20 protein-coding genes are annotated in these 20,031 nt (G+C 63.1%); 15 read left to right on the plus strand and 5 right to left on the minus strand.

What is annotated here, in order from left to right; translation table 11 throughout:
• Window positions 1-3: 3 nt before the first annotated feature.
• Window positions 4-891: a tRNA glutamyl-Q(34) synthetase GluQRS gene (gene gluQRS, locus AC1MHZ_RS19940; RefSeq protein WP_084855460.1), complete on the minus strand. Its 888-nt coding sequence runs from the start codon at window positions 889-891 to the stop codon at window positions 4-6.
• A gap of 62 nt (window positions 892-953) precedes the next feature.
• Window positions 954-1,400: an RNA polymerase-binding protein DksA gene (gene dksA / locus AC1MHZ_RS19945; protein WP_084855459.1), complete on the minus strand. Its 447-nt coding sequence runs from the start codon at window positions 1,398-1,400 to the stop codon at window positions 954-956.
• Between the two features lie 211 nt (window positions 1,401-1,611).
• Between dksA and AC1MHZ_RS19950 the strand changes: the two genes are divergently transcribed.
• Both AC1MHZ_RS19950 and sfsA read left to right on the plus strand, forming a co-directional pair.
• The gene (locus AC1MHZ_RS19950; protein WP_084855458.1) at window positions 1,612-2,784 is read left to right on the plus strand and encodes a pyridoxal phosphate-dependent aminotransferase; all 1,173 of its coding nucleotides are present in this window, start codon (window positions 1,612-1,614) and stop codon (window positions 2,782-2,784) included.
• A complete protein-coding gene (sfsA, locus tag AC1MHZ_RS19955) occupies window positions 2,784-3,497 on the plus strand; it encodes a DNA/RNA nuclease SfsA (RefSeq protein ID WP_084855457.1) in 714 nt (237 codons plus the stop codon). The genes AC1MHZ_RS19950 and sfsA overlap by 1 nt, the downstream gene beginning before the upstream one ends.
• On the opposite strand, the gene AC1MHZ_RS19960 is transcribed toward sfsA, so the two are convergent.
• Entirely contained in the window at window positions 3,487-3,804 is a 318-nt protein-coding gene (locus AC1MHZ_RS19960) for a Rieske (2Fe-2S) protein (RefSeq protein WP_084855456.1), read from the minus strand. The genes sfsA and AC1MHZ_RS19960 overlap by 11 nt on opposite strands.
• A gap of 150 nt (window positions 3,805-3,954) precedes the next feature.
• On the opposite strand from AC1MHZ_RS19960, the gene AC1MHZ_RS19965 reads away from it, so the two are divergent.
• From AC1MHZ_RS19965 to AC1MHZ_RS19980, 4 genes are read left to right on the plus strand one after another with little or no spacing between them, the layout of a single operon-like run.
• Window positions 3,955-4,824 (plus strand): heme/hemin ABC transporter substrate-binding protein, encoded by an 870-nt coding sequence (locus tag AC1MHZ_RS19965; protein ID WP_482966824.1) that lies wholly within the window; start codon window positions 3,955-3,957, stop codon window positions 4,822-4,824.
• Window positions 4,825-4,874: 50 nt separating this feature from the next.
• Window positions 4,875-5,858 carry a FecCD family ABC transporter permease gene (locus AC1MHZ_RS19970; RefSeq protein WP_172402965.1) on the plus strand — a complete coding sequence of 328 codons (984 nt, stop codon included), beginning with the start codon at window positions 4,875-4,877 and terminating at the stop codon, window positions 5,856-5,858.
• Window positions 5,858-6,625, plus strand: a complete 768-nt coding sequence (locus tag AC1MHZ_RS19975) for a heme ABC transporter ATP-binding protein (RefSeq protein ID WP_084855453.1) — start codon at window positions 5,858-5,860, stop codon at window positions 6,623-6,625. Before AC1MHZ_RS19970 ends, AC1MHZ_RS19975 begins: the two co-directional genes overlap by 1 nt.
• A gap of 11 nt (window positions 6,626-6,636) precedes the next feature.
• On the plus strand, window positions 6,637-7,515 hold the full coding sequence (locus AC1MHZ_RS19980; RefSeq protein WP_482966825.1) for a ChaN family lipoprotein: 879 nt from the start codon (window positions 6,637-6,639) through the stop codon (window positions 7,513-7,515).
• A gap of 190 nt (window positions 7,516-7,705) precedes the next feature.
• Here the strand turns inward: AC1MHZ_RS19980 and AC1MHZ_RS19985 are convergent, their stop codons facing one another.
• Together AC1MHZ_RS19985 and AC1MHZ_RS19990 are read right to left on the minus strand one after the other, a co-directional pair.
• The gene (locus AC1MHZ_RS19985; RefSeq protein WP_224457905.1) at window positions 7,706-7,984 is read right to left on the minus strand and encodes a TfoX/Sxy family protein; all 279 of its coding nucleotides are present in this window, start codon (window positions 7,982-7,984) and stop codon (window positions 7,706-7,708) included.
• Between the two features lie 215 nt (window positions 7,985-8,199).
• A complete protein-coding gene (locus AC1MHZ_RS19990) occupies window positions 8,200-9,762 on the minus strand; it encodes a bifunctional aminoglycoside phosphotransferase/ATP-binding protein (protein WP_084855450.1) in 1,563 nt (520 codons plus the stop codon).
• 153 nt (window positions 9,763-9,915) lie between these two features.
• Here AC1MHZ_RS19990 and mrcB point away from each other — a divergent pair, with 153 nt between their 5' ends.
• The 9 genes from mrcB to msrQ all read left to right on the plus strand — a co-directional run bounded on the left by mrcB (window position 9,916) and on the right by msrQ (window position 19,777).
• Window positions 9,916-12,234: a penicillin-binding protein 1B gene (gene mrcB / locus AC1MHZ_RS19995; RefSeq protein ID WP_084855449.1), complete on the plus strand. Its 2,319-nt coding sequence runs from the start codon at window positions 9,916-9,918 to the stop codon at window positions 12,232-12,234.
• A gap of 25 nt (window positions 12,235-12,259) precedes the next feature.
• Window positions 12,260-13,042 carry a tetratricopeptide repeat protein gene (locus AC1MHZ_RS20000; RefSeq protein ID WP_084855448.1) on the plus strand — a complete coding sequence of 261 codons (783 nt, stop codon included), beginning with the start codon at window positions 12,260-12,262 and terminating at the stop codon, window positions 13,040-13,042.
• A complete protein-coding gene (locus AC1MHZ_RS20005) occupies window positions 13,039-13,371 on the plus strand; it encodes a YqcC family protein (RefSeq protein WP_084855447.1) in 333 nt (110 codons plus the stop codon). The genes AC1MHZ_RS20000 and AC1MHZ_RS20005 overlap by 4 nt, the downstream gene beginning before the upstream one ends.
• A 408-nt stretch (window positions 13,372-13,779) precedes the next feature.
• Window positions 13,780-15,504 (plus strand): acetolactate synthase 3 large subunit, encoded by a 1,725-nt coding sequence (locus AC1MHZ_RS20010; protein WP_084855570.1) that lies wholly within the window; start codon window positions 13,780-13,782, stop codon window positions 15,502-15,504.
• A 1-nt stretch (window position 15,505) separates the two neighbouring features.
• Window positions 15,506-15,997, plus strand: coding sequence for an acetolactate synthase small subunit (gene ilvN, locus AC1MHZ_RS20015; protein ID WP_003250040.1), 492 nt, complete (start codon window positions 15,506-15,508; stop codon window positions 15,995-15,997).
• Between the two features lie 58 nt (window positions 15,998-16,055).
• Window positions 16,056-17,072, plus strand: coding sequence for a ketol-acid reductoisomerase (gene ilvC / locus AC1MHZ_RS20020; RefSeq protein WP_043215774.1), 1,017 nt, complete (start codon window positions 16,056-16,058; stop codon window positions 17,070-17,072).
• 154 nt (window positions 17,073-17,226) lie between these two features.
• Complete coding sequence (gene pssA, locus AC1MHZ_RS20025; RefSeq protein WP_084855446.1) at window positions 17,227-18,084, plus strand: CDP-diacylglycerol--serine O-phosphatidyltransferase; 858 nt, start codon at window positions 17,227-17,229, stop codon at window positions 18,082-18,084.
• Between the two features lie 71 nt (window positions 18,085-18,155).
• Window positions 18,156-19,169, plus strand: a complete 1,014-nt coding sequence (msrP, locus tag AC1MHZ_RS20030) for a protein-methionine-sulfoxide reductase catalytic subunit MsrP (RefSeq protein ID WP_482966826.1) — start codon at window positions 18,156-18,158, stop codon at window positions 19,167-19,169.
• Entirely contained in the window at window positions 19,169-19,777 is a 609-nt protein-coding gene (msrQ, locus tag AC1MHZ_RS20035; protein ID WP_084855444.1) for a protein-methionine-sulfoxide reductase heme-binding subunit MsrQ, read from the plus strand. Before msrP ends, msrQ begins: the two co-directional genes overlap by 1 nt.
• The last annotated feature ends 254 nt before the right edge of the window (window positions 19,778-20,031 follow it).

Genomic DNA, 20,031 nt, shown 5'->3' on the forward strand with positions numbered 1-20,031 from the left:
GTATCAGTGCAGGTCAGCCTCAGGCACGCTCAGTTGCCGTGCAATCGCCTCCGGCCGCCAGCGTTGCCGGGCGACAGCCAGCACCTCGGCGGGGCCAGCACTTGCCATGGCAGGCTCGGTGTCCTGCCCCAGCGCACGCAAGGCCCGCAACAGCAAGGGCGTTGCCTGGTCGGCCTCGAGCGGCGGCGAGCGGTATGACTTGCCCAGCTTGTGCCCATCCGGCTGCACGATCAGCGGAATGTGCAGGTAACGCGGCTGCGAGAAGCCCAGCAGCTCCTGCAGGTACAGTTGGCGTGGGGTGTTGTCGAGCAGGTCGGCGCCGCGCACGATGTCAGTGACACCCTGCCAGGCATCGTCCAGCACCACCGCCAACTGGTACGCATACAACCCGTCGCGGCGCTGGATGACGAAATCGCCCACCTCGCGGCCCAGGTGTTGCTGGAATTCGCCTTGCACCCGGTCGGTGAAGCGGTAGATCAGCTCCGGTACCCGCAAGCGGATCGCGGCCCCCTCTCGGGCATGCCCGGCGTTGCGGCACAAGCCCGGGTAGATGCCGTTGTACTCCTCCAGTTGCTTACGTGAGCAAGTGCAGGCATAGGCCAGGCCCATATTGAACAGGCGGTCGACCACGGCGGCATAGGCGTCGTGCCGCTGGCTCTGGAATACCACCTCGCCATCCCACTCCAGGCCGTAGCGCTCCAGGGTCTGCAGGATGGCATCGCGGGCGCCGGGCATTTCCCGTGGTGGGTCGGTGTCTTCCATGCGCAGCAGCCAACGGCCGCCCACCGCGCGTGCATCGAGCCACGAGGCGAGGGCGGCGACCAGGGAGCCGAAATGCAGAAAACCACTGGGCGTAGGGGCGAAGCGTCCGATGTAGCGGGAGTCGTTCATGGGGTACAGGCTATATAAATGAAACGGGGCGCCTCGAGCGCCCCGTTCAGGTGGGAATCAGGTCAGGCCTTGCCGACCTGCTTTTCCTTCTTCTCCGCCAGCTCCTTGCAGTCGAAGCACAGGTCGGCGGTCGGGCGGGCTTCCAGGCGACGCAGGCCAATCTCGACGCCGCAGGCATCGCACCAGCCGTATTCGTCTTCCTTGATCTTGTCGAGGGTCTTGTCGATCTTCTTGATCAGCTTGCGCTCGCGATCACGGTTACGCAGTTCCAGGGCGAATTCTTCTTCCTGGCTGGCGCGGTCGGCCGGGTCGGGGAAGTTGGCCGCTTCGTCCTTCATGTGATCCACGGTGCGATCCACGCTGGTCATCAGTTCCTGCTTCCAGGCACTGAGGAGCTTGGTGAAGTGCTGTTTCATGGGCTCGCCCATGTACTCTTCACCCTTGGTTTCGACGTAGGGTTCGACACCGTACATGGTCTGACCGGCTTTTTGCTTTTCTACGGTGGACATGAATAGACCGCCTCTTACTCATCTGATCCAATGCGCAGGCTGCTCCATCTCCGGCACCCGCCGGCCCTGCGACTGCGAGCCGCCGAACTTACCAGATAGATCGGGGGTGCGCTACCCCGCCCGATCCTAGGTGTTGACAGCGACGCAAGCCGCACGTTCGATGCCGCGCAGAGGTAGAATCACCAGTTTAGACCCAATTGAGAGAAGGCCCATGGCTCAGCCACACAGTGCGCGCAGTCGCGCCATCGAACCCTTCCACGTCATGGCCTTGCTGGCGCGCGCCAATGAGCTGCAGGCGGCCGGCCATGATGTCATCCACCTGGAGATCGGCGAGCCGGACTTCACCACAGCGGAACCCATCGTGGCTGCAGGCCAGGCGGCATTGGCCGCAGGCCACACCCGCTACACCGCGGCGCGTGGCCTGCCGGCGCTGCGCGAGGCGATCGCCGGCTTCTATGCCCAGCGCTATGGCGTGAGCGTGGACCCGGAGCGCATCCTCGTCACCCCGGGCGGTTCGGGTGCACTGCTGCTGGCCAGCAGCCTGCTGGTCGACCCGGGCAAGCACTGGCTGTTGGCCGACCCTGGCTATCCCTGCAACCGGCACTTCCTGCGGCTGGTCGAAGGTGGGGCGCAGCTGGTGCCGGTAGGGCCGGAGGTCAACTACCAACTCACTGCCGACCTGGTCGAGCGCTACTGGGACAAAGACACCGTCGGTGCGCTGGTGGCCTCGCCGGCCAACCCCACTGGCACGGTCCTCGACCGCGCCGAGCTGGCCAGCCTGTCCAAGGCCACCCGTGAACGCCACGGGCACCTGGTGGTGGACGAGATCTACCACGGCCTGACCTATGGCATGGACGCGCCCAGCGTGCTGGAAGTGGACGACCAGGCGTTTGTCCTGAACAGTTTTTCCAAGTACTTCGGCATGACGGGCTGGCGGCTCGGTTGGCTGGTAGCGCCTCCCAGTGCCGTGGGCGACCTGGAAAAACTCGCTCAGAATCTCTACATCAGTGCGCCCAGCATGGCCCAGCACGCAGCGTTGGCGTGTTTCGAGCCTGCGACCCTGGCCATCCTCGAGGAGCGCCGGGCCGAATTCGCCCGGCGACGCGACTACCTGCTGCCGGCCCTGCGCGAGCTGGGCTTCGGCATTGCCGTGGAGCCCCAGGGCGCCTTCTACCTGTACGCCGATATCAGCGCCTTCGGCGGTGATGCCTTCGCGTTCTGCCGGCATTTCCTGGAGACCGAGCACCTGGCCTTCACCCCCGGCCTGGACTTCGGCCGCCACCAGGCCGGCCACCACGTACGGTTCGCCTATACCCAAAGCCTGCCGCGCCTGGAGGAGGCGGTGCAGCGCATTGCCCGTGGCCTGAAGAGCTGGCAAGGCTGATGCTGTTCTTTCCCGCACTTGAACAGGCGCGCCTGCTGCGCCGCTACAAACGCTTCCTGGCCGATATCGAACTGGCCAGTGGCGAACAACTGACCATCCATTGCCCGAATACCGGGTCCATGCTCAATTGCATGCGCGAGGGCGGGCAGGTCTGGTTCAGCCGCTCCAATGACCCCAAGCGCAAGCTGCCGGGCACCTGGGAAATCAGCGAGACGCCCCAGGGACGCCTGGCCTGCGTCAACACCGGTCGGGCCAATGCCTTGGTGGAGGAGGCCCTGCGCGGTGGGCAGATCGCCGAGCTGTCCGGCTTCACCGCGCTCAAGCGCGAGGTGGCCTATGGCGAGGAAGGCAGCCGGGTGGACTTTCGCCTGGAGTTTCCGGACGGGCCGGCCTACGTGGAGGTCAAGAGCGTTACCCTGGGTTACCCGGATACGCCGATTGCCGCCTTTCCCGATGCGGTGACCCAGCGCGGCGCCAAGCATCTGCGCGAGCTGGCGGCGCTGGCGCGCCAAGGTATTCGCGCGGTGCAGCTGTACTGCGTCAACCTCACCGGCGTGGAGGCGGTGCGCCCGGCCGAGGAGATCGACGCGGCCTATGCGCAGGCTTTGCGGGCTGCAGTGGCGGATGGCGTCGAAGTGCTGGCCTACGGTACCCGGCTGGATGCCGAGCAGATCGTCATCGACCGGCCATTGCCGGTGTTGCTCACGCCTTGACCCAGATGCCCTGGCTGTCTTCCAGGCAGTCCAGGGCGTCCAGCTGCTCGCCTTCGCAAGGGCCGGCCACGCATTCACCACTTTCGATCAGGAACAATGCGCCATGGTGGGCGCAATGGATCAGGCTGGCACTGTCGTCGAGAAAGGCATCGACATCCCAGTTCAAGGGGATGCCGCGGTGCGGGCAGCGATTGCGGTAGAGATAGACCCGGCCCTGGCGGCGCACACCGAACAGGTGCTCGCCGGCTACGCTGAAAGCGCGGCTGGCACCTTCGGCCAGGTCGGTTGAAGCGCAGAGAAAATGCATCGATGCAGACGACTCGTGTAACAAAGGGATGGCTTGACGCTTCAATGCGAATAATTATCAAATTGCCCGCACGCGCTGCGTCCGGCTGTCTATGGTGCGCAGTTCCGCCGCCTGCGACAAGCGTGTGCCCCCCCTCTGCAAAGGAATACGATGATGCGTCGTCCTGCTGCCCTGATCGCTCTGTGCCTGGGTGTCTTTCTCTCCACCCAGGCCCTGAGCGACGAGCTGCCCAAGCGCTGGGTCAGCGCCGGCGGTGCGTTGAGTGAATGGATCAGTGCGTTGGGGGGCGAGCCGCGGTTGGTCGGGGTCGATACCACCAGCCAGCACCCGGCATCGCTCAAGGCGCTGCCCAGCATCGGCTACCAGCGCCAGCTCTCTGCCGAAGGCATCCTCAGCCTGCGACCTGACGTGCTGGTTGGTACCGAGGAAATGGGGCCACCCCCCGTGCTGGCGCAGATCCGTAAGGCGGGTGTGCGGGTCGAGCTGTTTTCCAGCAAAGCCGAACTGGGCGCCGTGGACGGCAACCTCAAGCAATTGGGCAGCCTGCTTGGTGCCGAGCAGAAGGCCGCCGAGCTGAGCGCCGGTTATCACCAGCAACTGAAGGCCGTGCAGGCGAAGGTCAAGCGGGCCCAGGCCAGCGGGAAGGTTCCGGGAGTCCTGTTGTTGGTCGGTCATGCTGGCGCCATGCCCCTGATCGCAGGGCAGGGGACGTCCGGCGATTGGCTGCTGCGCCAGGCCGGTGCCCGCAACCTGGCCGATCACCAAGGCTACAAGAACTTCTCCGTCGAGACCCTCGCTGTCCTGGACCCGGACGTGGTGGTGTTTTCCGACCGCGCCCTGGAGGGGGAGCAGGCCATGCAGGCGCTGCTCAAGGAAAACCCAGCTCTGGCAGCCTCCCGTGCAGCGCGTGACAAACGCCTGGTTTCCCTGGACCCGACCTTGCTGGTCGGTGGTCTTGGCCCGCGCCTGCCAACGACCTTGAACGGCCTGGTCGAGGCCTTCTATCCGGCCGCCCAATGAGACAACGTGTCCAGCCTCGTGCTCTGTTCATCGGCCTGACCCTGCTGTGCCTGTTGGCGACTTGGTTGTCGCTGGCATTGGGCCCGGTCAGCCTGCCGCTGTTCGATACGTTGCGTGCAGGGTTGCACCTGTTGGGGTTGCCCATTGCCGTCGATGGTCTGGAGCAGGCCGAGATGATTCTCGGGCAGATTCGTCTGCCACGTACCCTGCTGGGGTTGGCGGTAGGTGCGGTGCTGGCGCTGTCGGGCGTGGCGATGCAGGGGTTGTTCCGCAACCCGTTGGCCGACCCCGGGCTCGTCGGCGTTGCCAGTGGCGCGGCCCTGGGCGCGGCAGTGGCGATCGTCGGCGGCAGCTGGTTGGGCGGAATCCCGGAGTGGTTCGCCCCTTACCTGTTGTCGGCGTGCGCTTTTCTTGGCGGTCTTGGCGTCACTGCGCTGGTCTATCGCCTGGGGCGGCGCGACGGCCAGACCAACGTCGCCACCATGCTGTTGGCGGGCATCGCCCTGACCGCGCTGGCGGGTTCGGCCGTGGGGCTGTTCACCTACCTGGCCGACGATGCCACCTTGCGTACATTGACATTCTGGAACCTGGGCAGCCTCAACGGCGCCAGCTACGAGCGCCTGTGGCCTTTGTTGCTGGTGGCGACGGCCGTCTCGTTGTGGTTGCCACGCCGAGCCCAGGCGCTCAATGCCCTGCTGCTGGGAGAATCGGAGGCGCGGCACCTGGGTGTCGACGTGGAAGCGCTCAAGCGCGAGCTGGTGTTCTGTACTGCCTTGGGAGTGGGGGCCGCCGTTGCTGCAGCCGGGCTGATCGGCTTCATCGGCCTGGTGGTGCCACACCTGGTACGTCTGCTCTGCGGCCCGGACCATCGGGTGCTGTTGCCGGCATCCTTGTTGGCCGGCGGGGCGCTGTTGCTGTTCGCCGACCTGGTGGCGCGCTTGGCGTTGGCACCCGCAGAGCTACCGATCGGTATCGTGACCGCATTCATCGGTGCGCCATTTTTCCTGTTCCTGCTGATTCGAGGGCGCGCCTGATGTTGCAAGTCGACGGCCTGCACCTGCGGCGTGGCAGCAATGATGTGCTGCACGGGATAGACCTGCAGGTGCGGCCCGGGCAGGTCCTGGGTGTGCTAGGGCCCAATGGCGCCGGCAAGAGCAGCCTGTTGGGCGCCTTGTGTGGCGAGTTGGTGCCCAGCCAGGGGCAGGTGCAGTTGCAGGGGCGCCCGTTGGCAGACTGGCCGGGCCAGGAGCGCGCTCGTCGCCTGGCGGTGTTGCCACAGGTCTCCAGCCTGGGTTTTGCTTTTGGCGTCGAAGAGGTGGTCGGGCTCGGCCGGCTGCCTCATGCCAGTGGCCGCCAGCGTGATCGGGAAATCGTCGAGGCGGCCTTGCGTGCGGCAGATGCCTGGCACCTGCTGGAGCGCAACTACCTGGCGCTGTCCGGCGGCGAGCGCCAGCGGGTGCACCTGGCCCGGGTATTGGCGCAGTTATGGCCAGGCGAGGCGGGCAGCACGTTATTGCTGGACGAACCCACCTCGATGCTTGACCCCTTGCACCAGCACACCACCTTGCAGGCGGTACGTCGATTCGCCGACCAGGGGGCTGCGATCCTGGTCATCCTGCATGATCTCAACCTGGCGGCGCGCTACTGTGACCGTATCCTGTTGCTGGAGCAGGGGCGCAGCCATGCCCTGGGTACGCCGCAACAAGTTCTTGCACCCGCAGCGCTCAAGGCGGTGTTCGGCATCGATGTGTTGGTGCAGGCGCATCCGGAGCGTGGGCATCCGCTGATCATCATCCGCTAGGAGGTTCTGCCATGCGCCATGGGTTGTTGTCCGGCTTGTTGGTTCTGGCATTGACCGGCTGCCAGGCCAGCCTGCCGCCCTTGCCCGCCTGGCAGGGCTCCGAGGGGCGGAATGATGCGCAGCTAGGGGCGATCCGCAACTTGGCCGATGGTCAACAGCTCACCCCTGACCAGCTCGTGGCGCAGTTGGCCCGAGCCCCTCGGGTGCTGGTGGGCGAAAAGCACGACAATCCCGACCACCACGCCCTGCAGTTATGGTTGCTGCGTGCGCTGGAAACCCGGCGTGCGCAGGGCAGCCTGTTGCTGGAAATGCTACAGCCAGCGCAGCAACCTTTGGTCGATGCACTGCAAGGGCAGGCGACACAGCCCGAGAAGCTGCCGCAGGCCCTGGCCTGGCAAGAGGGATGGGACTGGCGGTTGTACGGGCCTATCGTGCGTGAGGCCTTGCAGCGGCAGATCCCTTTGCTGGCGGCCAACCTGACGCCAGATGAAATGCGCCAGGCCTATCGCAACCCGCTGGTGTTGGACGGGCAGCACTCGAATGCTCCGGCGGTGAAGGCTGCGTTGCTAGAGCACGTCCGTGCTGGCCATTGTGGGTTGCTGCCGGAGCCGCAACTGCCAGCCATGCTTGCCGTCCAGCAGCAACGCGACCGGCGTATCGCCGAGCGGATCATGGCTGCGCCGGCCCCGGCCTTGCTGTTCGCTGGCAGCTACCATGCACGCAAGGACCTTGGCGTGCCGCTGCACTTGGCAGACCTGGGGACGCCGGGCGAGACGAAGGTCTTGCTGCTGGTGGAGGTCGGAGAGAAGGTCGAGCCAGGCATGGCGGACTATGTGTGGTACACGGCGGCATTGCCTGCCCAGGACTATTGCGCTCAGTTGCGGCGATGAGATACCGCCGTTGCCGAATGCCGGCCAAAAAAAAGACCCGGCAAAACTGCCGGGTCAATAACCGTGATTAGCCTGATGAGGAGATAATCTGAGCGTCCGAACCAGGGACCTTTCAGCTTATCCAACCAGTCTCGCGACCAGCCGTGATAATCATAACTATTCTCATTTCGGCGTCAATCCCTCCACCCGATTATTTTGGTTTTTTTTGCGCAGGGGTCTTGGCATCCAGTTGATCGTCGAGCGCCTGCTTGCGCTCGGCGGGCAAATCGTTCCAGTGCATGTCCAGCAATGCTGCCTCGATGGAGTACAACAACACCTTCGAGGCCCGGAACCCTCGTGACTTCACGGCCTGATAGGCGCCCACCGCGCCCAGGCGGCGCAGGTCCGATGCACTGTGGATACCGACGGCGTGAAGCCATTGTGCGGAGGTCTTGCCAAGATTTCTCAGATGCTGCAATTCATCGTTCATCTGGCCTCCTGGCGATGGCTGAACGAGGTCTGTGGAATAAATCGCGAGCAGGTCAGAAAGGAGTGTAGCGGGGGTTGGGAAATACGCGGCCTTTTGCCATCGACCCCCGACGAGGGCGATCCTGAAAGCTGGGCATTGGCGTCCGTGAGAGCGGCTTTGCCCGGCCGTGATGGCATGCAAAAAAAGGGCTGCAAAAGCAGCCCTTCATGAATCGTTCAGATACCCGGGAGGCGCTGGCGGATCTGCTCGATCAACTGGTCCATGCTGGCGCTTTCCTGAGTGTCCACCCGCTTGCAGTGGGGCAGTTCTTCGGCGCTCAGCGGTTCGCGGCTGGCCTGCTGGGCCTTGACCACTTCCAGGGTCGCATCGGAGGGGTCGTTAGCCTCGGTCTGGCGCTGGGCCAGCCAGCTGGCAATGACGGCGTCGGGCGCCTGGCAATCGAGGATGAGGAAGGGAACGCCCGTTTCGTTGGCAACCTGGGCCGCGGCCTGGCGCTGGGCCAGCTTGAGGTAGGTGGCATCGAGCACTACCGGGAAGCCTGCACGCAGGATGATCGCCGCCAGCTCATGCAGGCGCTGATACGTGGCGCGGCTGGCGTCCTGGTCATAGATGCCGGCCTGCAGTTGGCCAGCGCTTTGTTGCTGTTGCTCGCCGAACAGGCGCTTGCGCTCGACATCCGAACGGACACGAATCGCGCCCAGGGCTTCGACCAGGCGCATGGCCACGTGGCTCTTGCCCACGGCCGAGACGCCATGGGTGATGGCCAGCAGGCGCGATGGAATAGCGCTGTAGCTTTCGGCCAGGTTGGCATAGTTGCGGTAGGTGCGCAGGGTGGTGGCGCGCTGCACGCCGTCGGCTTCGGCCGGCATGCTGAACAGGGCGACCTTGGCGCGTACCAGGGCACGGTAAGCTTTGTAGAAGTTCAGCAGCTCCAGGCCTTCGTAGTCGCCGGTCAGCTCCAGGTACTGGTTGATGAAGCGGCGCGCCAGGCACTTCAGGCCGCGGTCCTCGAGGTCCATGGCCAGGAAGGCGATGTCGGCGTAGACATCGGTCAGGCGGAAGGGCTCGTTGAATTCGATGCAATCGAAGATCACCACCTTGCCATCGATCAGTGTGGCATTGCCCAGGTGGATGTCGCCGTGGCATTCACGGATGAAGCCGTTGGCCTTGCGCGACTCGAGCAGGCCGTGCAGCCGCTCGAAGCTGCTGCGAGCCCAGGCCTGCAGGTTGTCCAGTTGTTGCAGGTCGGCCTTGTCGGTGAGGAACGGGCGAATCTGCTCGAAGTTCTGCTCCACCGGGGCCATGACGCTCTCCGGTGTCCCCAATGGGTGATCGACCGAGACTTTGGGCGCCTGCAGGTGGAACTCGGCGATCTGTCGGGCCATCTGGTCGATGTGGCCGGCGTTCAGTTCCCCATTGGCCTGCAGGGTATTGAGCATCTGCCCCTGGGGGAACTGACGCATCTTCAGTGCATATTCGATCGGCTCGCCATCGCCGCCCAGTTGCGGGACTTCGGCGCTGCCGGTGATCGGCAGGACTTCCAGGTACAGGCCGTCGGTCAGGCGCTGGTTCAGGCGCAGCTCTTCGTTACAAAAATGCTGGCGCTGGTCCAGGCCGGTGAAGTCGAGGAAGCCGAAGTTCATCGGCTTCTTGATCTTGTAGGCATATTCGCCGGTCAGCAGCACCCAGGAGATATGCGTCTCGATGAGTTGGAACCCGTCCACTGGATGGGAATAGAGGGCGGGGTTCTGCAGCGCGCTGATCAGGGCTTGGCTCACGGGCAATCCTTCTGGAGGCAGGGAATTCGAAAGCGCCATTATGGTCAATGGTGCCGTCCCTGCAAACCGCTGGAATTCCAGGCGGACGAAGCGACTATTCTGAATCGCCCCGCAGCCCACCAGCCTTGACCAAAGTGCGTATAATCCGCCGCCATGACTCGTACCCGAAACTCCCGCACCCCCAAGAAACGCCCGACCGGCCGCTCCCGCGCCTGGCTGGGCTGGGCCCTCAAGCTCAGCCTGGTCGGCCTGGTGCTGATCGCCGGCTTCGCGGTCTACCTCGATGCTGTCGTCCAGGAGAAGTTCTCCGGCAAGCGCTGGACCATCCCGGCCAAGGTGTACGCCCGGCCATTGGAGCTGTTCGTCGGCCAGAAGCTGAGCAAGAACGACTTCCTCACCGAACTCGATGCCCTCGGCTACCGCCGTGAAACCGCCGCCCAAGGCCCGGGCGAAGCATCGGTCAACGGTAACACCGTCGACCTCAATACCCGTGGCTTCCAGTTCTACGAGGGGATGGAGCCCGCGCAGTTCGTACGCGTGCGTTTTTCCGGCGACTATGTGGCAGGGCTCTCCGGGGCCAATGGCGGCAAGCTCGACGTGGTGCGTCTGGAGCCGCTGATGATCGGCGGCATCTACCCCAAGAACCTGGAAGACCGCATCCTGATCAAGATCGACCAGGTGCCACCGTATCTGCTGGAAACCCTGGTGGCCGTGGAAGACCGCGACTTCTACAGCCATTTCGGCGTATCACCCAAGTCCATCGCCCGTGCCATGTGGGTCAACACGTCGGCGGGCGCGATGCGCCAGGGCGGCAGTACGCTGACTCAGCAATTGGTGAAGAACTTCTACCTCACCAACGAGCGTAGCCTCAGCCGCAAGCTGACCGAAGCGATGATGGCGGTGTTGCTGGAGCTGCACTACGACAAGCGCGAGATCCTCGAGGCCTACCTCAATGAGGTGTTCGTCGGCCAGGACGGCCAGCGCGCCGTGCACGGCTTCGGCCTGGCCAGCCAGTTCTTCTTCAGCCAGCCGCTGGCCGAACTCAAGCTGCACCAGATCGCCCTGTTGGTCGGTATGGTCAAGGGGCCGTCCTACTACAACCCGCGGCGCCATCCGGACCGCGCCCTGGCCCGTCGCAACCTGGTGCTCGACCTGCTGGCCGAGCAGGGCGTGGCGACCCCGGAAGCGGTCGCGGCGGCGAAGAAGATGCCGTTGGGCGTGACCAAGCGCGGCAGCCTCGCCGACAGCTCCTTCCCGGCATTCCTCGACCTGGTCAAGCGCCAGTTGCGCCAGGACTACCGCGACGAAGACTTGACCGAAGAAGGCCTGCGCATCTTCACCAGTTTCGACCCGATCCTGCAGATGAAGGCCGAGACGGCCATGAGCGAGACCTTCAAGCGCCTGGCCGGACGCAAGGGCGCTGATGAGGTGGAGTCGGCCATGGTGGTGACCAACCCCGAAACCGGCGAGGTGCAGGCACTGATCGGCAGTCGCCAGGCCGGTTTCGCCGGCTTCAACCGGGCCATCGACGCGGTACGGCCGATCGGCTCGCTGGTGAAACCGGCGGTGTACCTGACCGCGCTGGAAAAACCGACCAAGTACACCCTGACCAGCTGGGTGCAGGACGAGCCGTTCTCGGTCAAAGGTGCCGACGGCCAGGTCTGGCGCCCGCAGAACTACGACCGCCGCCCCCACGGCACCATCTACCTGTACCAGGGCCTGGCGAACTCGTACAACCTGTCCACCGCCAAGATCGGCCTGGAAGTGGGTGTGCCCAACGTGATCAAGACCATCGGCAGGCTCGGCGTGAACGTCGACTGGCCGGCATTCCCGTCGATGCTGCTGGGGGCCGGCGGCATGTCGCCGATGCAGGTCGCGACCATGTACCAGACCATCGCCAACGGTGGCTTCAACACGCCGATGCGCGGTATCCGTAGCGTGCTCACCGCCGAAGGCGAGCCGCTCAAGCGCTATCCGTTCCAGATCCAGCAGTCCTTCGACCCGGGCGCCATCTACCTGGTGCAGAACGCCATGCAGCGGGTGATGCGCGAAGGTACGGGCCGCTCGGTCTACAACGTGCTGCCACGCTCGCTGACCCTGGCCGGCAAGACCGGTACCAGCAACGACTCGCGCGATAGCTGGTTCTCCGGTTTCAGCCAGGACCTGCTGGCGGTGGTCTGGCTGGGGCGTGACGACAACGGCAAGACCCCTTTCACCGGTGCCACCGGCGCTCTGCAGGTCTGGACCAGCTTCATGCGCAAGGCCGACCCACTGCCGCTGGACATGCCGCAACCGGACAACGTGGTACAAGCCTGGATCGACCCGTACAGCGGCCAGGGGTCGGACAGCAGCTGTCCGGGTGCGGTGCAGATGCCGTATATTCGAGGGAGTGAACCGGCTCCCGGTGCCATCTGTGGCCCACAGGACCCGGTCGAGTCCGTCATGGACTGGGTCAAGGGATGGATGAATTGAGCGCTAGCTTCGAAGAGGGTGTGACGTGAACAAGTGGTTGTTTCCTGCCTTGACGGCGATGGCCGTGCTCCATGGCTGCGCCAGCGTGCCGCGCGGCAATATCCCGGTGGTGGACTCCAGCACCCGGGTCTCCAACAGCGAGCGGGTCGCGGCCAACCGCAGTGGTGGCCTGCCGACCAGTGGCGGCACCCGCCAGGCCCAGGCCCTGCCCGAAGACTCCGGCGTGACCGTAATGATCCCGCAAGGGGCCGGCGGTGCACCGATCCAGTCCTTCCCGGCCGGCAGCAGCGCGGCGCCAATCAGCACTGGGCCGATCACGCCTGGGCCGATCAGCACCGGCCCGATTACCACCAACCCCAATCCGGTGGCGGATGAGCCGTTCGACATCGCGTCGATGAACAGCGCGCCGAGCGCCACCTCCGGTGCCCCGACCGGCATTCCGCGCAGCAACGTGGGCAGCGGTGGCTTGTCGGCCGACGAGCAACTGGATGGCCCTGTGCTGGCGTTGCTGACCACTGCCCAACAACAGCAGGGCGGCGGTGACTTCAACGGTGCCGCATCGAGCCTGGAGCGTGCCCAGCGCATCGCCCCGCGCGAGCCGCAGGTACTGTTCCGTCTGGCCCAGGTACGCCTGGCCCAGGGCGACGCCGCCCAGGCCGAACAACTGGCCCGTCGCGCCCTGACCTACGCCAACGGTCGCCCCGACCTGCAGGCCGAGCTGTGGAACACCATCGCCCAGGCCCGCGAGAAGCAGGGTGACAGCGCTGGCGCGGCATTGGCGCGGCAGAAGGCGCGGACGACATCGTGATGGAGCAGCGTATCCTGGACATCGCCGACCACCTGCTGCTGATCGAGCGTGAGCTACAGGTTCAAGGCTGGTGGAGCGCCGAGACGCCGACGGCCGAAGCGCTCGCCAGCGTGGTGCCGTTCGCGGTGGACACCATGGCCTTCGAGCAGTGGTTGCAATGGATCTTCCTGCCCCGTATGAAGCTCATCATCGAGCAAGGACATCCGCTGCCCAACGCCTCCGGCATCCTGGTCATGGCCGAAACCGTGTTCGTCGATCGTCCGGAACAGAGCCGCGAGCTACGGCGCCTGCTGGCAGCGTTCGATCAATTGATCGGCCCTTCCGCCTGATTTCTTCTCTTTTTCCTTCAAGGGCCGCAGATTGTGGCCCTTTTTTATTGAATTCTTTATTTTTCTGCTGCAGAGTTCGTTTTTAGTGGTGGCAGCACTTCATCCTTTGGAAAAATTGGCAATAATTTTTCTTGACTTACGCGTGCCGAATCAGAAGAATCCAGTTTCCGCTGTAGAGGGACTGCCAGAAGCAGACCCGCTAAGCAGATCATGAGGCGCACACCCGCGCCGACTTGTTACACCCCGCAACGCGTTACCTCGCGCTGGGTGGGAAACCCCCGCAACACTCTGGGGCGCTCCCAATACTTGCTCAGTCAGTGCTGACGTTCGCTCATGCTCTGCTTGGCAGTAAACCTATTAAGACCCGCCCAATGAGGGCGGTATTCTGGCGTTTTAGAGGTGAACAACGTGGAGCTTTTATCTGGCGCTGAGATGGTCGTCCGCTTCTTGCGTGACGAAGGCGTTAAGCACATCTATGGGTACCCTGGTGGTGCTCTCCTTCATGTTTACGACGCCCTGTTCAAGGAACCGGAGATCAACCACATCCTGGTTCGTCATGAGCAGGCTGCCACCCATATGGCGGACGGCTATGCCCGTGCCACCGGCAAGGCTGGTGTGGTACTGGTCACTTCCGGCCCGGGCGCGACCAATGCCATCACCGGCATTGCCACCGCCTACATGGACTCGATCCCGATGGTCATCCTCTCCGGCCAGGTGCCCAGCACCATGGTAGGGACCGATGCCTTCCAGGAAACCGACATGATTGGTATTTCCCGGCCGATCGTGAAGCACAGCTTCATGGTCAAACATGCCACGGAAATTCCCGAAGTTCTGAAAAAAGCCTTCTACCTGGCGCAATCCGGTCGCCCAGGCCCGGTCGTGGTCGACATTCCAAAAGATATGACCAACCCGGCTGAGAAGTTCGAATACGTCTACCCGAAGAAGGTCAAGCTGCGCTCCTACAGCCCGGCGGTACGCGGTCACTCCGGCCAGATCCGCAAGGCGGCCGAGATGCTCCTGGCCGCCAAGCGCCCGGTGGTGTACTCCGGCGGCGGCGTCATCCTTGGCGGCGGCTCCGAAGCGCTCACCGAGATCGCCAAGTCGCTGAACCTGCCGGTCACCAATACTCTGATGGGCCTGGGAGGCTTCCCGGGTACCGACCGTCAGTTCCTCGGCATGCTCGGTATGCATGGCAGCTACACCGCCAACATGGCCATGCACAATGCCGACGTGATCTTCGCGGTCGGCGCGCGCTTCGATGACCGTGTGGTCAACGGCCCGGCCAAGTTCTGTCCGAATGCCAAGATCATCCACATCGACATCGACCCTGCGTCGATCTCCAAGATGATCAAGGCCGACGTGCCGATCGTAGGCCCTGTGGAAAGCGTCCTCAACGAGATGCTGGCCATCCTCAAGGAAATCGGCGAGCAGCCCGACAAGGCCGCGCTCGACGCTTGGTGGAAGCAGATCGAGGAGTGGCGCGGCGATCGCGACCTGTTCCCCTACGACAAGGGCGACGGCAGCGTGATCAAGCCGCAGACCGTGATCGAGACCCTCTGCGAAGTGACCAAGGGCGATGCCTTCATCACCTCCGACGTAGGCCAGCACCAGATGTTCGCGGCGCAGTACTACCGCTTCAACAAGCCGAACCGTTGGATCAACTCCGGCGGCCTGGGCACCATGGGCTTCGGTTTCCCGGCGGCGATGGGCATCAAGCTCAACTTCCCCGATCAGGACGTCGCTTGCGTGACCGGCGAAGGCAGTATCCAGATGAACATCCAGGAGCTGTCCACCTGCATGCAGTACGACCTGCCGGTGAAGATCGTCAACCTGAACAACGGTGTGTTGGGCATGGTTCGCCAGTGGCAGGACATGGCCTACAGCGGCCGTCACTCGCACTCCTACGTGGAGTCGCTGCCTGACTTCGTCAAGCTGGTCGAGGCCTATGGTCACGTGGGTATCCGCATCACCAGCCTGAAGGACCTCAAGCCGAAGCTGGAAGAGGCTTTCGCGATGAAGGACCGCCTGGTGTTCATCGACATCGCGGTCGACAGGACCGAGCACGTCTATCCGATGCAGATCAAGGACGGCTCGATGCGTGACATGTGGCTGAGCAAGACGGAGCGTACCTGATATGCGGCACATCATTTCCCTGCTGTTGGAAAACGAACCCGGTGCCTTGTCTCGCGTGGTCGGCCTGTTCTCCCAGCGTAACTACAACATCGAAAGCCTGACCGTGGCGCCGACCGAGGATCCGACCCTGTCGCGCCTGACCCTGACGACCGTTGGTCATGACGAAGTGATCGAACAGATCACCAAGAACCTGAACAAGCTGGTCGAAGTGGTCAAACTCGTCGATCTGTCGGAAAGTGCTCACATCGAGCGCGAGCTGATGCTGGTCAAGGTCAAGGCCACCGGCGCCCAGCGCGCCGAGATCAAGCGCACCACGGATATCTTCCGTGGCCAGATCGTCGACGTCACCGCCAGCGTGTACACCGTGCAACTGAGCGGCACCAGCGACAAGCTGGACAGCTTCATCCAGGCCATCGGCACTGCGTCGATCCTGGAAACCGTGCGCAGCGGCGTTACCGGCATTGCCCGTGGCGACAAAGTGCTCAGTATCTGAATACGCATACAAGAATCAGTGATGGCTCCGTGGAGCCGAGATATAACAGGGGTATTTCATGAAAGTTTATTACGACAAAGACTGCGACCTTTCCATCATCCAGGGCAAGAAAGTCGCCATCATCGGTTACGGCTCCCAGGGCCACGCCCAGGCGTGCAACCTGAAGGACTCCGGTGTGGACGTTACCGTCGGTCTGCGTAAAGGTTCGGCCACCGTGGCCAAGGCAGAAGCCCACGGCCTGAAAGTGGCTGACGTGGCCACTGCCGTCGCTGCCGCCGACCTGGTCATGATCCTGACCCCGGACGAGTTCCAGGGCGCTCTGTACAAGAACGAGATCGAGCCGAACATCAAGAAGGGCGCTACCCTGGCCTTCTCCCACGGCTTCTCGATCCACTACAACCAGGTCGTGCCGCGTGCCGACCTCGACGTGATCATGATCGCGCCGAAGGCTCCGGGCCACACCGTGCGCTCCGAGTTCGTCAAGGGCGGTGGCATCCCTGACCTGATCGCCGTCTACCAGGACGCCTCCGGCAACGCCAAGAACGTTGCCCTGTCGTACGCCTCGGGCGTCGGCGGTGGCCGTACCGGCATCATCGAAACCACCTTCAAGGACGAGACCGAAACCGACCTGTTCGGCGAGCAGGCCGTTCTGTGCGGTGGTACCGTCGAGCTGGTCAAAGCCGGTTTCGAAACCCTGGTCGAAGCTGGCTACGCGCCGGAAATGGCCTACTTCGAGTGCTTGCACGAGCTGAAGCTGATCGTTGACCTCATGTACGAAGGCGGTATCGCCAACATGAACTACTCGATCTCCAACAATGCCGAGTACGGTGAGTACGTCACCGGCCCGGAAGTCATCAACGAAGAATCCCGCAAGGCCATGCGCAACGCTCTGAAGCGCATCCAGGACGGCGAATACGCGAAGATGTTCATCTCCGAAGGCGCCACCAACTACCCGTCCATGACTGCCAAGCGTCGCAACAACGCTGCCCATGGCATCGAAGTCATCGGCGAGCAGCTGCGTTCCATGATGCCGTGGATCGCTGCCAACAAGATCGTCGACAAGACCAAGAACTAAGGTCTGCTTCGATACATGAAAAAACGCGGCTTCGGCCGCGTTTTTTCATTTAGGCGGCCGGCTTCTGGTATAAAGCGACCAGTGGCTTGCCGTTAGAACCTGTTTAGCAGGCCCATGTCGAATTTTTTTCCACTTCCGTTGCAAGGTATTTTTCATGAGCGAACGTCCCGAAGAGCCGAACAAGCCCTCCGACGCCGAAAGCCTGCTACCTGTCGATGAGCATATTGAAGAAGGGCATGACGCCGAAGGCCGCAAGGTCCGCCATCGTGGCATCTATCTGCTGCCCAACCTGTTCACGACCGCCAACCTGTTTGCCGGGTTCTACTCGATCGTCAGCTCCATCAGTGCCCACGGCTATCTCAGCGCGGGCGACCCGCGCGAAGCGAGTAAGTATTTCGCCTTCGCCGCGATCGCCATCTTCGTGGCCATGGTCCTCGACAGCCTGGACGGTCGTGTGGCACGCATGACCAACACCCAAAGCGCATTCGGCGCCGAATACGACTCGTTGTCGGACATGGCGGCCTTTGGCGTCGCGCCGGCGCTGCTGGCCTTTGTCTGGGCGCTGGGCGATATGGGCAAGGTCGGCTGGATGGTGGCATTCATCTATGTCGCAGGTGCTGCACTGCGCCTGGCGCGTTTCAACACCCAGGTCGGCACTGCCGACAAGCGCTACTTCATCGGCCTGGCCAGCCCGGCCGCCGCAGGTGTGGTCGCCGGTACCGTATGGGCCTTCAGCGACTACGGTATCCAGGGCTCCAAGCTGTCGTTCCTGGTTGCCTTGTTGGTGGCGGCTGCGGGTATGCTGATGGTCAGCAACATCAAGTACAACAGCTTCAAGGAGCTTGACCTCAAGGGGCGTGTGCCGTTCGTTGCGATCCTGGCCGTGGTGCTGGTGTTCGCCGTGGTGTTCAGCGACCCGCCCCGTATCCTGCTGCTGATCTTCCTCGGTTATGCCGTGTCCGGCCCGGTGCAGTACCTGCTGCGTGGCCGGCGTCGCAAGACACCTCAATGAGTTAATGCTGGAATAACCCTCCGGCTCCATAGTCTTACAGGTACATCCGTTGCCTGTGCTATGGAGCCGTCATGCTTATCAAGTCTCCCAGATCGTCCGATTGCAAAGCATCGGAGATCACCCCTGAAACTATCTATCTTTCCCGGCGTACCTTGATCGGCGGCTCCCTTGCCGGCCTGGCGCTCGGTTCGCTGCCGGCAGCCGGTATGGCGGCTGAGCCGTCGCGCTATGCCGATGTCGCGCCGGGCGCGCCGCCACGTTGGTTCGGCGAAAAGCTCGCGGGTACGCGTTGGCAGGCGGTCACGGTCAAAGATGAGGCGATCACGCCCTTCAAGGACGCCACGCACTACAACAACTTCTATGAGTTCGGGCCGGACAAAGGCGACCCAGCCGCCAATGCCAGCAGCCTGAAGACCGAACCCTGGAGTCTTGTGGTCGATGGCGAGGTGGCCAGGCCAGGTCGCTATGCCTTGGAGGACTTCGTCAAACCCTACCAGCTCGAGGAGCGCATCTACCGCTTGCGCTGCGTCGAGGCATGGTCGATGGTCATTCCATGGCTGGGCTTCCCCTTGGCCGAAGTACTCAAGCAGGTGCAGCCGACCTCGAAGGCGCGTTATGTGCGCTTCGAAACCCTGCAGGACCCCAAGTCCATGCCCGGCCAGCGTTCAGGCTTTGCCCTGATCGACTGGCCCTATGTAGAAGGGCTGCGCCTGGATGAGGCGATGAACCCGCTGGCAATCCTGGCAGTGGGGATGTATGGCCGTGAGCTGGCCAATCAGAATGGCGCACCGCTACGCCTGGTGGTGCCCTGGAAGTACGGCTTCAAGAGTATCAAGTCGATCGTGCGCATGAGCCTGGTGGAGCAGCAGCCGCGTACTACCTGGGAAAGCCTGGCCCCTGAGGAGTACGGTTTCTATGCCAACGTCAACCCGACGGTCGATCATCCCCGCTGGAGTCAGGCCAGGGAGCGGCGCCTGCCCAGCGGGCTGTTCAGTCCTAATGTGCGCGATACCTTGATGTTCAACGGCTACGCCGATGAAGTGGCGTCGCTGTATACCGGGCTCGACCTGCGGAAGAACTATTGATGCGCTACCCCTGGTTTCGCCTGGCTATCTTCCTGGTGGGGTGCGTGCTCCCGGCCTGGTGGCTCTATGAGGCAGCTATGGGCTTGCTCGGGCCCGACCCTGGCAAGATCCTGGTGGATCGCCTGGGGTTGGGCGCGTTGACCTTTCTCCTGGTAACCCTGGGCATGACGCCTCTGCAACGGCTGACGGGGTGGTCGGGCTGGATTGTGGTGCGCCGACAGCTGGGATTGTGGTGCTTTGCTTATATCGTGCTGCACATGACGGCCTATATGGTGTTTATCCTGGGGCTGGATTGGGGGCAGTTGGGTGTCGAGCTGCGTAAGCGGCCGTACATCATCGTCGGGTTCCTGGGCTTCCTGGGCCTGCTCGCGCTGGCGGCCACTTCCAATCGATACAGTCAACGGCGGCTGGGTGCCCGGTGGAAGAAGTTGCACAGATTGGTATACGTCATCCTGGGGCTGGGGCTGCTGCACTTTCTCTGGATCGTGCGTTCGGATCTCAAGGAATGGGTAATGTATGCCTCTATTGGTGCGCTGTTGTTGGCCGTGCGATTGCCGCCGGTATGGCGCCGTGTCCCTCGCTTGATGGGGCGGAGGAGGGCAGGTTGAAACTTTATTGAAATAACTGTTGACGCCCTTCTGAATCCCCTTATAATGCGCCCCACTTCCGACGCAGTCGAAACGCAAAACTCCTTGAGATTCAATGGGTTGAACGCTTCAGGTAGTATCGGAAGGCTTCGGTCTCACAGATCGGCAGCGGTGAAAAAGGCAGTTGACAGCAGGTTCTAACGCTGTATGATTCGCCTCCCGCTACGAGAGATCGCAGCGAGTTAAGCGGTTGAAGTTGAACGAAAAACTTCAAA

This window comes from Pseudomonas sp. FA-1 (assembly GCF_056856075.1).